The sequence below is a fragment of the Aeromonas sobria genome (genome assembly GCF_006243315.1).
GTDB classification, from domain to species: domain Bacteria; phylum Pseudomonadota; class Gammaproteobacteria; order Enterobacterales; family Aeromonadaceae; genus Aeromonas; species Aeromonas sobria_A.
Window position 1 is genome coordinate 1 of record NZ_NKWE01000032.1, and the last position, 12,853, is coordinate 12,853.

A 12,853-nucleotide genomic window follows, 5' to 3' on the forward strand; every position below is an offset into this window, starting at 1 on the left:
CGGCCCGGTTCCCCGGGTTCGCCCTTTACCACCGCGATGCCGTGCCGGACGCGGCAGTCCCCGTTGCCCCTTGAACGACTCGAGGAAGAAGGTCTCATCGACCTCAACGATGCCCTCTTCCCGTGTGGCTTGATGGGCGGCCATGGCACGCAAGAAGCGGTGGCGCCAGAGGAAGGCAGTGTTCTTGCTGACCCCGCAACGCAGAGCTGCCCGGCGGACAGTCAGTCCTTCAATGAGGGCTTGCGCGTAGTCTTCCCAGCACTGAGCTTTACGTAATCTGGCCAAGGGGGTCCTGGTCAGCACGGTGCTGGTGCGCAGACACCGTTTGCAACGGTAGCGGCGTAGTCCCCGACTCCATCCCCAGGGAGCCAACTGATTGGCATCGGCCTGACAATGTGGGCAACCACTGCATGCAGGTAGCTGGGTATTGAGTGAGGTAATGGTGTGGGGAGCAGAGATCTCCTGCTGAGCAACACGGCGTTGGCGCAGGGTAAGCTGTGGAAAGAGAGACAACAGGTGTTGAAAGGCTGGGGTATCCATGATGGTAGACCTCAAGGTGATGGCCTACTTCAAGCTTAGCCTTTCAACACATAATTGGGACAGAGCCTTTTTTATGGTCGATTGGGCCCAATGATGCGTTAAACGACGATTTGCCTTTGCACCTGCCTGGGGGATGGTCCATCATCAACCTTTTGCCAAAGGGGGCGCGCCATGTTTGTATTCGACGTAACAGGAGTGGCGGGAGGACGAGCCGAGATCCGGCTGCAGGCGCTTGACTGGGCGCAAGCTGGGCCTGTGACCTTCCAGTGTGACGACGATGAATTGGCGGTGACACTCTTGAGCGGCTGCCGTTGCGATGCGGTGGGATTTTTCAGTCTGCTGGCGGGCTGCAAGCCGGTGTATCTTGAGCAGTGGCTGAGCTATTTGCAGGAGAGCGGTCGTATCGGCAAGTGGAGCCACCAGACCGAGAGCCCGGCCGATAGCCAATATCTGGCCCGAGCAGGTCTGGCGCATGATGAGCTCAATACCCTGTTGGGGCAGGTCTATCAGGTGGCGGGGTTCAACCGGTTGCAGATCAACCGTTACCTCAAAAATCGCCATAACCCCACCACGCTGGCGACCCGCTACGATCAGAAGGAGCTGGAACGTTACCGCCAGCTCAACGACATCATTCTGACCCTGTTGAAGTTGAAACATCCTCAGTAAACAGTCCGATCTGGCTGATATCCGGTCGCAACGGTTGCGGCCGGGCGATCAGATAGCCTTGCAAGCCATCCACATACATCCCCTGCAGCAGCTGTTTCTGGCCAAGCTGCTCTACTCCTTCTGCAATCACCTGGCATCCCATCCGGTGTGACACATCAACGATCATCCGCACGAACTGCTGATTGGTCTGATCCTGCTCCAGCCCGGTGATCAGGGCCGGATCCAGCTTGATATAGTCAGGTTTGAGTTCGCGAAACAGGGTGAAGGAGCCGATCCCCTTGCCGAAGTTGGCGATGGCCGAGCGACTGCCGTTGCGGCGCAGTAGCTCAAACACCCGCTTGGCGCCGGTCAGGTTGCGCTCAAGGTTTTCTTCATCCAGTTCGAATACCAGATTGGCACTGGTGTTGGGATCCTTGATCAACTGGCGGTCGAGCCAGATCAAAAAGGCACTGTTTTGCAGCAGGTTAGGGGAGAGGTTGATCCCCCAGCGGCTCTGATTCGCACCAAAAGCCCGGTATTGACGCATGATATGGGTAATGACCAGTTGTTCCAGTCGCATCACCAGATCGAGTCGCTGAGCCATGGCAAACAGGGTGTCAGTGGGCAGGGCAGTACCATCGTTGCCGCTGAAGCGGGTGTATATCTCGTTGTAGGCCAGCATGCTGCGATGCAGTGGCTGGATCGGCTGATAGGTAAAGCTGAGGCGCTCCTGTGCCAGCACCTCGGTCAGCACTTCGCGCCAGTGATGCTGTCCCTGCAGGTCAGAGACGTTGTCATCTTGTTGAATAGCCCAACCATTGATGGTTTCGGTCTGGGCGCGGGCCAGCGCCAAGTCTGCTCTGGCCAGTACCGCTTCGATTTTCTGGCCGCTGTTGAGTTTGGTCAGCCCCGAGTAGGCAGTGCTCTCCAGTTCATGTTGATCCTGATAGTGATCGAAGGCCATCTTCAAATCCTGCCCCAGCAAGTGGGGCGGGATATTGGCCACCGGTTGCACCAGTACTGCGAAATCGGCTCCCGAGATGCGATAGACCTGATTGCCCGGGAAGCGGCTCACGACTCGTTTGATCAGGGTTGCCATGTCCTTGATATAGGCATCACCGGACTGGAAGCCGCGCTGGGCATTGATCTTGCCAAGCTCGGTAGCACGGATCAGCACCAGGGTGGCGGTCTGGGTATCCTGATCCCGCTGCAGCAGCTCGGTCATGTCACGGCGAAACGCGTGACGGTTGAGTAGCTGGGTGAGTTCGTCGGTGGTAGCCAGATTGTTCAGTTCGGTCAGTTGGCGATGGGCACTCTGTTCGGCACTGTCAAACTGCTCCAGCAGCTGTTGCAGCACCTCTTGCGAGGAGGGTTCACCGAGCTGTGACGGGTCCCGTGCTCTGATCGCTTTGACCCAGCTCAGCTCCTGATGTTGGGTCAAGACGTGTAGGGTGCGGATGGCCATAACCAGCAACAGGATCATGCCGATCAGGGTGGTGCTCACAATGATGGCAAGGGTCAATGGGGTACTTTGAATAGCCAACCAGGCTGCTTGCAGTAGCAGCAGGGATATGCTCACTATGATAGCGATCAGAAAGAGGGGGCGTCCGAGCTTGTGAACCATCTTATCATCCTTGAAGTGGCTGCTTTATGGGGGAATTTTAACCAAGCTTGCAGATCAAATCATGCTATTCCTCGCAACTTGGCGAAAAGGGCCAATTGAGATCGGTTAAATGTGAGTGAAACCACTTTCAGCGTCCTCTAAACCAGCGAAGATAGGTTGAAAATAGATCAAACAGGGCAGAGGTAAATCATGTTGCTAGAGCCAGAAAATAGTGCCAAAGCACGACAATTGTTAAATCAGAGTATGGCACTGGTGCTGGCGGGGGGACGTGGCAGTCGCTTGCAACAGTTGACCGCTAACCGAGCCAAGCCTGCCGTCCATTTCGGTGGCCAATTCCGGATCATTGATTTTGTGCTCTCCAACTGCATCAACTCGGGGATCCGCCGGGTGGGTGTAGTGACACAATACAAATCTCACAGCCTGCTGCGTCACCTGCAATCGGGCTGGTCCTTCCTGCGTTACCAGATGAACGAATTCATCGACCTGCTCCCTGCCCAGCAACGGGTGGACGAGGTGCACTGGTATCGCGGCACCGCCGATGCCATCTATCAGAACGTCGATATCATTCGTGACTACGGTCCCAAATACATAGTGGTGCTGGCGGGGGATCACATCTACAAGATGGACTACGCCGCCATGCTGCTCGACCATGTGCGCCTTGGCGCCAAAGTGACGGTGGCCTGTATCGAGGTGCCACGGGCCGAGGCGTCTGCCTTCGGGGTCATGGACATTGACGAGCAGCGCAAGATCCGCGCTTTTGTCGAGAAACCGGCCAATCCGCCCGCCATGCCGGGTCGGGATGATCGCTCCCTCGCCTCCATGGGGATCTATATCTTCGAGGCGGAGTACCTCTATCAACTGCTGGAGGAAGACATTCTCAATCAGGACTCCAAACATGATTTCGGGATGGACTTGATCCCCCGTATCGTTGAGGAAGGCAAGGCCTATGCCCATCCCTTCAATATGTCTTGTGTCGGCGCCCGTGAGGGGCAAGCGCCTTACTGGCGTGATGTAGGGACCCTGGACTCATTCTGGGAGGCGAACATGGATCTCGCCTCTGTGGTGCCCGAACTCGATATCTATGATGAAAACTGGCCGATCTGGACCAGCCAGACCCTGACGCCACCGGCCAAGTTTGTGCAGGACCGCAACGGTCAGCACGGCATGACCATCAACTCGATGTTTGCTGGCGGCGCCATCGTCAGTGGCTCCTTCGTGCTCAATTCGGTGATCTTTACCAATGTCCGGGTTCACTCTTTTTGTACCCTGGATCAGGCGATCATTTTCCCGGGGGTTGAAGTGGGGGCAGGTTGCCGTCTGCGCCGGGTGGTGGTGGATAAAGGATGTGTGCTGCCCGATGGGCTGGTGGTGGGCGAGAATGCCGATGAGGATATTCGTCGTTTCTACCGCTCCGAGCAGGGGATCGTGCTGGTGACCAAGGAGATGCTGGACAAGCTGGTTTGAGGAAAGACCTTGAAACTGTGTCAGACGCTGTAATGCAAAGGGAGCCATTTTGGCTCCCTTTTTCATCCGGGTGAATGGCGATGATTACTCGCTGACCACCGCTTTGGCGGCCATCACCATGGCGGTACCGTGCTTGCCGCCGGCGGCGGTTACTTGCGGTACCCCATCTTCATCGGTGTCGCTGCCGGCACCTTCGATGATGTTCTCACCAGAGTCACCGATCCACTCGGCCATCTGCATGCCGCCGTTGACGGTGCCACGGAACCAGCTGACGTACTGACCGGTCAGCTTGGCCAGCTCCAGCTCGGGCGCCTGCTCTGCCCCTTCGTTGCGCAGGTTCAGCATGGCAGAGCGCAGGGCGCCGGAGATGGCAGCCTGGGTCCAGGGGGTGTATTCACCCTGTTTGCCAGCCAACCAGGTGCCCGCCTTGGCATTGAAGTAGGCCTTGTCAGCCGCGATGAACAGCTCGCGGGCGGCAGTGCGGTACTTGGCATCAGAGGTGGCGAAGAACGCAGCGGTCAGGCCACGGATGGCCGCGAACTGCGCATCGATGGAGTGGCCTGCATCGAGCTTGCCACCCAGGGTGACGCCGTCATGCACCAGACCATTCTTGCCCTTGAGGTTGGCAAGGATGAAATCGGCCTGTTTGCGGATAAGCTCAAGCGCCTGCTGCCCCTGCTTGGTCTTGAGGTTCAGCTCGCCATTGTCACCGGCGGCGTAACCGACCGGCAGCGCATCCTGAGCGCGCTGGAAGATCTGCAGGGCGACCAGAGCGTACGCGGCGTCAAAGGTGGTGACGTGCTTGCCCTGTTTGCCTGCCTGCCAGCTGTCGACCAGGGTGCCAGCCTTGGCATCAAAGTGCAGGGCCGCCAGGTTCTTGAAAGTGAGGTTGGAGAGATTGATCGCCAGCGAGAAGGCATCGCTGCCCGCGACGGCCTTGGCCAAGTCATTGGCCTGGTTGGCAGCCGGTGCGGCGGCAAACGGCGCGCCGTCAAACACGGCGTGGAAGGCCGGGTTCTGGTTGGTATTGGCGCTGCGCTGATCGCTGAAGGCATAGAACTCGGAGAGTGGCCACAGCATCATCCAGGCATCGCGCAGTTGGGCGGAGCCATCCACCACCTCCAGCTTGCCGATGGCTCCGGCATCGTTATTGCTGGTTTCGGTCACTTTCACCTGATGGGGGAAGTAGATCACACCCTTGGCCGGATCGTACTGCGGAGTGATCTTGGCACCCAGTTGCTTGCCATCGAAGCCGAGCTGGTTTTGCATGATGGCCAGCTTGTCGATGGATTGCTCGGTCAGCATCATGCCGTTGAAGCCGTCGGCGGCAGAGACGCCCAGCTTGTGCTTGCCATCCTGATCCATGGTGGCGGAGGCGGCTTCTACCTCTTCATCGGTCTCGGCCACGTGCATGCCGCCGAGGAAGTCCTGCGACCACATCACCTCTTTGAGCAGGATGCCGCCCACGGCTGCGGGCACCAGCAGGTTGTCACTGCCGCTCCAGCGCAGGGTGCTGTAGTCGCGGAAGTAAGCCGGCACCTGGGTCTTGACGGTTTTCTCGGTGCCTTTGGCGGTCTTGATGGTGATCTGGTCGCCATTGACCGGGGTGGCGTTGACGGCCTGGGCAAACTCCGGATTGGCGGAGGCGTAGGGCAGGGAGAGGGGATACATGCCTTGGGGCACTTCATCAGCCGGGAAGCCAACGGCGTCAGCCATGGCCATCACCCGTTTGCCGAGATCGGCCATGGTGCCACCACGGGCCAGGTTTTGCGGCCCGTTCACCAGATGAGGGCCCATGCCGGATTGGTAGTTGAGGGCGTACATCGCCTCTTCGGAGTATTCGTAGGATTCGATGCCAGCGGCGAAGTCGAACGGGGTCGGCTCATCGGCACGGTTGGCATCCAGCACATCCAGATCCAGCCCCAGCGCTTCGGCCAGCGGCTCACCGGAGAGCTCGAATTCGGTATAGGCCAGCATGTTGGCGGCGGTATTGAATGTCTTGTCTTCGACCTTGACGGCTGCGTGTGCGGCGCCGCTGATCAATGCGCAGGCAATCGCCTGAACCAGTACGGTTTTTCTCATGTCCCTTCTCACCATTGGTTTTATTATTGACGCTTCTCATGACGAATCTAAATGAGAATGGTCTGCATTATGCTGTGTCGGAGGGGACTTGAGAAGTAAAAAACCGCCCCGATCGATAGCACGTTAAAGCGGATGTGCGTTGTCGAAGAGGACGGTTATCTGTTTATTGCGATGAAACTGCCAGTGCGGCGGGGATCAGAGCACCTTGAACGGGATCACCAGACGGCCCGGCTCTACCTTGAGGGCTTCGACCTTGTCTTTGATCCTAGCTTCGTTCTTGCGGCTGCTGTCGAGGCGATAGACCGGCGTCTGCGACAGGAACAGGGAGAGCGATTGATTGAAGGTGGGCAGCAGCGGGGTGAGGGCGGCCCCGATATCGGCTGGCTCGGTCTTGACCGAGAGCAGCTCAAGGTCGCGCAGATAGATGGCGCCCTGGTCGGCCACATAGTCCGGGCGGGCACTCAGGATAAAGCGGATCTTCATCTGCTGGCTGCCGAGCGGGCTGCTCACCTGCAGGTCGCCAGCGGCGTCCAGCTCGATGCGATCCGGTTGCTTGCGGCCGATACGGCTCTGCATCTCGTCCAGGCGGATCTTGCTCGACATGATGCCGGGGATCCCCAGCTGTTTTTCAAAAGAGACCTGATCTTTGAGGTACTGGTTGATTTCGGCCTCGCTGACGTTGTACTGGGTCAAGGAGCAGGCCCCCAGCAGCATGGCGAGGGGGAGTAACAACAGCTGTTTCAACATGATGGATTCCGCGTGGGCAAATATGAGGGCGCTATCTTACGCGATAATGGGCGTGGAATGAGAGCCTCATACCGTGGCAAATCACGAGGTTGCTGCATTCCCGGTTGTTTTTTGGCAACCGCCGGGTTCATCATCAACGGGTGAACCGAGTAGGGCAGAACAGTTGGCTGCGGGCGTGGGTCTACGCCTGAGCAGAGAGAAAACAGAGAGCGAGGAGAACACAATGGATCGGATGGGCAAGGTTGGCCGCAGGGTGCTGCTGTGGCTTGGCTGCATGATGGGGCTCTGGAGCCCGTCGCTGTGGGCCGAGGTGAAAGTGATCCCGGTCTTCGAGGCGCAGGCGGCGGTGCAGACCCTCAAGGAGATCTACCCCCAGCTTGGGGTGAGCGCCATGGGTAACCAGCTGGTGCTGAGTGGAACACCAGCCCAGCTGCAAGAGGCCGAAGCCACGTTGGCCCAGATCAACCAGCCGCCGCAAAGCCTGCTTATCGAGTGGCGGGTGGATGGTGCCGCCAGTGGTCAGCAACTGGGGGGTTCAATCAGTCGTGACGAGGCCAAACGGCAGTGGCTGCTCGATGGCAACGCCCAGCAGTACCAACGCAGCCAGAACGACAGCTGGCAGGTGCGTGGGCTTTCAGGCCGTCCCGTGCTGCTGCAGATGGGCTCCTATCAGCCGGTCACCTTCTACCAGTGGAACGGGGGGGGCGTGGTGGGGATGATGCCGCTTGTCAACGGCCTTTATGCCACGGCCACCTTGATTGGCGATGGGGTGCAGATTGCGCTGAGCAGTGAACAGGCGAGGCTGGATCAGGGCACCATCAATCGTGGGCAGAGTGCCACTGAGGTCAGCGGGGCTCCTGGCCAGTGGCTGACGGTGGGGGAGCTCTCGACCAGTTCTGCGGATCAGGGGAGCAGCCTTGGCACCCGGCTACAGGGAGGGCGAGGCAGCCAGAACGAGCGCCAGACTCTGCAGATCCGGGTCACTCGCCAATAGGATGTCAGCCCCGTTAGTGGGGCTGGTCGGCGGCATATTCCCGCAACTGGCGGCTGCGCAGCAGATACCAGAGGGACCAGAGGCTGGCGACCAGCACCAGCGCGGTGGGCCAGCTGAACGACCACTTCTGCAGATTGAGGCTGTGCAGCTGCATCAGCAGGCCGCTCACGGCAGAGCAGAGCAACAGGGTCGGGCTGTGGCGCCTGAGTCTGGCGCGGATGCTTTGGGTCTGTTGATAGGTGCCCCCGCAGGCGAGCAGCGCCAGCATGGCGGGTACGTCGGTCAACAAACTGATGTAGAGGGTGATCTTGTCCGGATAGAAGAGGGTCAGGATCTCGCTGCCGCTCTCGCGGGTGACGCCCGCCATCAGAAACAGCCAGACCGAGCGGGTCAGCAGCAGGGCGATAGGCCAGAACCAGAGCGGCGGGCGCAACTGGCCGTGATCGTCATATCGGTGTTCGGGGTAGAGGGTCATGGTTGCCCGTTATCCACGTGAATGGAGTGATTGAGAGGATATGGGGCGATGGAGAGCCCTTTGCAAGGCGTTGGAAGCTGCGCGAATTAATCGGGGGGCCATGCCCCCCAATTCGTTTCTGCAGATATCGCAGCGCGCGTCAGCGGCGTTACAGCCAGCCTTTGCGCTTGAAGAAGAGGCCGGTGCCGAGCGATGACATCACCATCAGCACCAGCGACATGGGATAACCATACTCCCAGGCGAGCTCCGGCATGCGGCCGAAGTTCATGCCGTAGATACTGGCGATCAGGGTCGGCGGCAGGAAGATCACGGCTGCTACCGAGAAGATCTTGATCACCTTGTTCTGCTCCAGATTGGTGACCCCCATGGAGGCCTCCAGCTGGAAGTTGATCTTGTCGAACAGGAACTGGGTGTGGGGCAACAGCGATTCCACGTCGTGCAGCATCTCGTCGATCCACTTGTTCTGCTCCAGGCTCATGCGCTGGCGCAGGCTGCGCTTGAGGAAGCGCAGGGCGCGGCGGGTATCGTGCAGGGAGAGACGGATCTGGCCGTTGGCCTCTTCCTGTGCCATCAACTCCTTGAGCATTGAATTGATTTGGTCAGGCTCGAAGATTTGATCGGCGGTATTTTCCAGAGTCTTGTAACCATCTTCGATCAGGTCAGAGAGGTACTCCACCTTGAGATTTTGCACCTCGAGCAACACATCGAGGGCATCTTCCACCTCCAGCCGATCCTGGCGCATATAGTGGCGCAGCAGGCGCACCAGCCCGATATCATCTTCACGAATGCTGATCAGCAGGTTATTGCGCAGGGTAAAGGAGACGTGGACACCTTTGGTGTCACGGCCGATCCGCTGGGGAAACAGAGAGTGAATGTGCAGACCATCGGTATCCCAGTAAAAACGGGCAGATGCTTCGATGTCGTCGAGCTCTTCCTTGTCGGGAACCTCTTCCAGAAACAGGCCCGTCAACCATTCTCGCTCTGCCGTGTCTGGTTTGTAGGCATCCAGCCAGATCGTGTTGTCAGGCACTATGTCGTCAGGCCCGAGCGTGACTATGTCCAGCACCTTGTTATTGAGAATGTAGGCGGTGATCATCTGTCCCCCCTTAAAAAGTCATGGGTCATCAGGGATGGTTGCACAGGTCATGCGGCCTAGATCGCACAGAAAGCGATCCCGTGGATAAGCAAAACGGGCCGATGGAAAACCTGAATGCGGCGAACTATACAGGGGCGGGCCGCGCTTGTCAGGGCCAATTCATAGGGGGTCTGGCGTGTTTGTTTAAAAAAGCAGCGAGGTCGGATCAGCTGAGCGGCCGTGTGGGGTCGAACCTGTGCCTGACAGGGGGGAAGGATGGCTGGGGCAATCTTTTGCTATCGCCCCGCTGCATCACATATTGGGATAGTTGGGCCCGGATCCCCCCTGTGGCGGCGTCCATGTGATGTTTTGGGGCTGAGTATCCTTGATGTCACCGCATCTTGGTATCGCTGTACGTCATCACATATTGGGATAATTGGGGCCGGATCCCCCCTGTGGCGGTGTCCATGTGATGTTTTGGGGCTGAGTATCTTTGATGTCACCGCATATTGGTATCGCTGGACTTCATCACATATTGGGATAGTTAGGGCCGGATCCCCCCTGTGGCGGTGTCCAGACGATGTTTTGACTGGGATCCTTGATGTCGCAGGTTTTGCAGTGAATGCAGTTGGCGGCGTTGATCTGCAGTGTTGCCGCGCCTTCCGTTTCCAGCACTTCAAATACCCCGGCCGGGCAGTAGCGCTGGGCGGGTTCAGCCCAGGTGGGCAGATTGACCTCTACCGGAATGCGTTCGTCCTGCAGTTTGAGGTGGCAGGGCTGATCCTCGTCGTGACTGGTGTTGGCGAGATACACAGACGAGAGCTTGTCAAAGCTCAGCTTGCCATCAGGTTTGGGGTAATGGATGGGTTCGCAGCGGCTGGCCATGCGCAGCTGGCGATAATCAGGCTCCCTATCTAATAAGGTAAAAGAGCCGGGCAGTTTGAAGGGCAAGTTCGCGCCAAACAGCTGCTGCTCCAGCCAGTTGAAGGCGCCGCCCAACCAGGGACCATAGCGATGGAGGGCCGCGCCAAAGTTGCGCGCCGCCTTGAGCTCGCGGGCCAGCCAGCTCAGCTGCAGCTCGTCGCCATACTGGGCCAGATCCCGTCCCCCCTCATCGCCCCCCCGCAGTGCCATCGCGACGGTTTTTGCCGCCAGCATCCCCGATTTCATGGCGGTGTGGATCCCCTTGATACGGGAGAAGTCGAGGGTGCCCGCATCACAACCGATCAGCAGGCCGCCCGGGAAGTGCATGCGGGGCAGGGCGTGCCAGCCCCCTTTGGTGATGGCGCGGGCGCCGTAGCTGATGCGCTCCCCCCCTTGCAGCAGGTCGGCGATAAGCGGGTGATGTTTGAGGCGCTGGAATTCGTCGAACGGGCTGAGCCAGGGATTCTGGTAGTTGAGATCGACAATCAGCCCGACCGCCACCTGATCCCCCTCCATTTGATAGAGATAGAAACCACCGTGACTATCGCCGCCGCCCTGCTTGCCGAGGGGCCAGCCACTACCGTGCAGCACCTGTCCCGCCTTGCCTTGACCTGCCGGCAGCTGCCACAGCTCTTTGAAGCCGATGGCATAGTGTTGGGGCTGGGCAGGGCTTGCCAGATTGAAGTCGGCGATCAGCTGCTTGCCAAGATGGCCGCGTGCCCCTTCGGCAAAGAGGGTGTAGCGGCCGAGCAGCGCCATGCCGGGCACATGATCAGCTTTCGGGTTGCCCGCGCGATCCAGTCCCAGATCGCCGGTGATAACCCCCTTGACCCGGCCCGCTTCCATGATAAGTTCGCTGGCGGTAAACCCCGGGTATATTTCGACTCCCAGTTTTTCCGCCTGCTGGCCGAGCCAGCGGCAGAGATTGCCGAGGCTGACGATGTGACAGCCGTCATTGTGCATCCGTGGCGGCACCGCCCAGGCGGGCAGTTGCAGGGATCGGAGCTCGCTTTGCAGCAGATGTACCTGATCGTCGCTGACCGGTACGCCGAGCGGCGCTTGCTGCCAGCAATCCGGCAGCAGCTCTTGCAAGGCGACGGGATCAAACAGGGCGCCGGAGAGCAGGTGGGCGCCAATTTCGGCCCCCTTCTCCAGCAGACAGACCGAAAGAGTGGCATCCTGCTGCTTCAGGGCTATGGCTGCAGTGAGCCCCGCCGGACCGCCGCCGACGATGACGACATCAAATTCCATTGCTTCCCGTTCCATCTTGCCTCTGCGCTCTGGTTGGCCTAGGGTAATGCTGGTAGTTTACGTAAACGTAAAGCAGTTGTAAGCAAAACTGAGCAACAAAAAGCAAAAAATCAGGCAAAGGCGTACTGCAACAAGCGCAGAGGCAATCTAATGAATTCAATCCAAACAGACGAGGCATGACCCCATGAAGCTGCTGGTCGCGATCAAACGGGTAGTCGACTACAACGTCAAGATCCGGGTGAAGGGAGACGGCTCCGACGTGGAGCTCGCCAATGTGAAGATGGGGATCAACCCCTTTTGTGAAATTGCGGTGGAGGAGGGGGTCAGGCTGCGGGAAGCCGGGGTCGCCAGCGAGCTGGTGGTGGTGACCTTTGGCCCGGACGCTGCCGCCGAGCAGCTGCGCCATGCGCTGGCGCTGGGGGCGGATCGGGCGCGCCACTATGTGACTGACGAGACGCTCGCCCCGCTGACCGTCGCCCGCGCCTTGCACAAGGTGTGTGAGCAGGAGCAACCGGATCTGGTGCTGCTCGGCAAGCAGTCCATCGATTCGGACAACAATCAGGTGGCCCAGATGCTGGCAGCCCTCAATGAGTGGCCGCTGGCGACCTGCGCGTCCGTCCTCAAGGTGGAAGCGGGGGAGCTGCTGGTGACCCGCGAAATCGACGGCGGACTGGAGACCCTGGGAATGCCGCTGCCTGCGGTGGTGAGCGCCGATCTGCGTTTGAATGAACCGCGTTTTGCCTCGTTGCCCAACATCATGAAGGCCAAGCGCAAGCCGCTTGATAGCGCCCCGTTCTCGACACTCGCCGTTGAGGTGGCCAACCAGACCCGTTTGCTCGGAGTGATGGCGCCGCCAACCCGCAGCGCCGGGATCAAGGTGGGCTCGGTGGACGAGCTGGTGGACAAACTCAAACACGAAGCGAAGGTGCTGCCATGAATGCCCTGGTGATAGCTGAACATCGTCAGGTGCGACTCGTCGTCGAGCTTGGGTCTAGTGCGCTGATGCAGGGGATGGAACGATTGACTAATGAC

At 59.2% G+C, this 12,853-nt stretch carries 13 protein-coding genes; 4 read left to right on the top strand and 9 right to left on the bottom strand.

Going from position 1 to position 12,853, the window contains the following annotated elements; translation table 11 throughout:
• On the bottom strand, positions 1–540 hold a 540-nt coding region (locus tag CF137_RS10895; RefSeq protein ID WP_139719007.1), incomplete at its 3' end, for an IS1595 family transposase.
• Positions 541–711: 171 nt separating this feature from the next.
• Between CF137_RS10895 and CF137_RS10900 the strand changes: the two genes are divergently transcribed.
• Positions 712–1,206: a hypothetical protein gene (locus CF137_RS10900; RefSeq protein ID WP_139719008.1), complete on the top strand. Its 495-nt coding sequence runs from the start codon at positions 712–714 to the stop codon at positions 1,204–1,206.
• On the opposite strand, the gene CF137_RS10905 is transcribed toward CF137_RS10900, so the two are convergent.
• Positions 1,169–2,809 (bottom strand): EAL domain-containing protein, encoded by a 1,641-nt coding sequence (locus CF137_RS10905; RefSeq protein WP_139719009.1) that lies wholly within the window; start codon positions 2,807–2,809, stop codon positions 1,169–1,171. The genes CF137_RS10900 and CF137_RS10905 overlap by 38 nt on opposite strands.
• Before the next feature lie 189 nt (positions 2,810–2,998).
• Between CF137_RS10905 and glgC the strand changes: the two genes are divergently transcribed.
• The gene (glgC, locus tag CF137_RS10910) at positions 2,999–4,273 is read left to right on the top strand and encodes a glucose-1-phosphate adenylyltransferase (RefSeq protein ID WP_042023956.1); all 1,275 of its coding nucleotides are present in this window, start codon (positions 2,999–3,001) and stop codon (positions 4,271–4,273) included.
• An 84-nt stretch (positions 4,274–4,357) separates the two neighbouring features.
• On the opposite strand, the gene CF137_RS10915 is transcribed toward glgC, so the two are convergent.
• Positions 4,358–6,355, bottom strand: coding sequence for a hypothetical protein (locus tag CF137_RS10915; RefSeq protein ID WP_139719010.1), 1,998 nt, complete (start codon positions 6,353–6,355; stop codon positions 4,358–4,360).
• A 195-nt stretch (positions 6,356–6,550) separates the two neighbouring features.
• The gene (locus tag CF137_RS10920; RefSeq protein ID WP_139719011.1) at positions 6,551–7,102 is read right to left on the bottom strand and encodes a lipoprotein; all 552 of its coding nucleotides are present in this window, start codon (positions 7,100–7,102) and stop codon (positions 6,551–6,553) included.
• Between the two features lie 274 nt (positions 7,103–7,376).
• Between CF137_RS10920 and CF137_RS10925 the strand changes: the two genes are divergently transcribed.
• A complete protein-coding gene (locus tag CF137_RS10925; RefSeq protein WP_414731101.1) occupies positions 7,377–8,096 on the top strand; it encodes a hypothetical protein in 720 nt (239 codons plus the stop codon).
• A 13-nt stretch (positions 8,097–8,109) separates the two neighbouring features.
• On the opposite strand, the gene CF137_RS10930 is transcribed toward CF137_RS10925, so the two are convergent.
• From CF137_RS10930 to CF137_RS10950, 5 genes are all read right to left on the bottom strand, one after another.
• The gene (locus CF137_RS10930; RefSeq protein ID WP_139719013.1) at positions 8,110–8,571 is read right to left on the bottom strand and encodes a DUF2919 domain-containing protein; all 462 of its coding nucleotides are present in this window, start codon (positions 8,569–8,571) and stop codon (positions 8,110–8,112) included.
• Positions 8,572–8,719: 148 nt separating this feature from the next.
• Positions 8,720–9,667: a magnesium/cobalt transporter CorA gene (gene corA, locus CF137_RS10935; RefSeq protein ID WP_042023944.1), complete on the bottom strand. Its 948-nt coding sequence runs from the start codon at positions 9,665–9,667 to the stop codon at positions 8,720–8,722.
• 291 nt (positions 9,668–9,958) lie between these two features.
• Positions 9,959–10,054: a 4Fe-4S dicluster domain-containing protein gene (locus CF137_RS22465; protein WP_101324662.1), complete on the bottom strand. Its 96-nt coding sequence runs from the start codon at positions 10,052–10,054 to the stop codon at positions 9,959–9,961.
• 12 nt (positions 10,055–10,066) lie between these two features.
• The gene (locus CF137_RS22470; protein ID WP_139719030.1) at positions 10,067–10,162 is read right to left on the bottom strand and encodes a 4Fe-4S dicluster domain-containing protein; all 96 of its coding nucleotides are present in this window, start codon (positions 10,160–10,162) and stop codon (positions 10,067–10,069) included.
• A 12-nt stretch (positions 10,163–10,174) separates the two neighbouring features.
• On the bottom strand, positions 10,175–11,836 hold the full coding sequence (locus CF137_RS10950) for an electron transfer flavoprotein-ubiquinone oxidoreductase (protein ID WP_139719014.1): 1,662 nt from the start codon (positions 11,834–11,836) through the stop codon (positions 10,175–10,177).
• 169 nt (positions 11,837–12,005) lie between these two features.
• Between CF137_RS10950 and CF137_RS10955 the strand changes: the two genes are divergently transcribed.
• On the top strand, positions 12,006–12,758 hold the full coding sequence (locus CF137_RS10955; protein ID WP_139719015.1) for an electron transfer flavoprotein subunit beta/FixA family protein: 753 nt from the start codon (positions 12,006–12,008) through the stop codon (positions 12,756–12,758).
• The last annotated feature ends 95 nt before the right edge of the window (positions 12,759–12,853 follow it).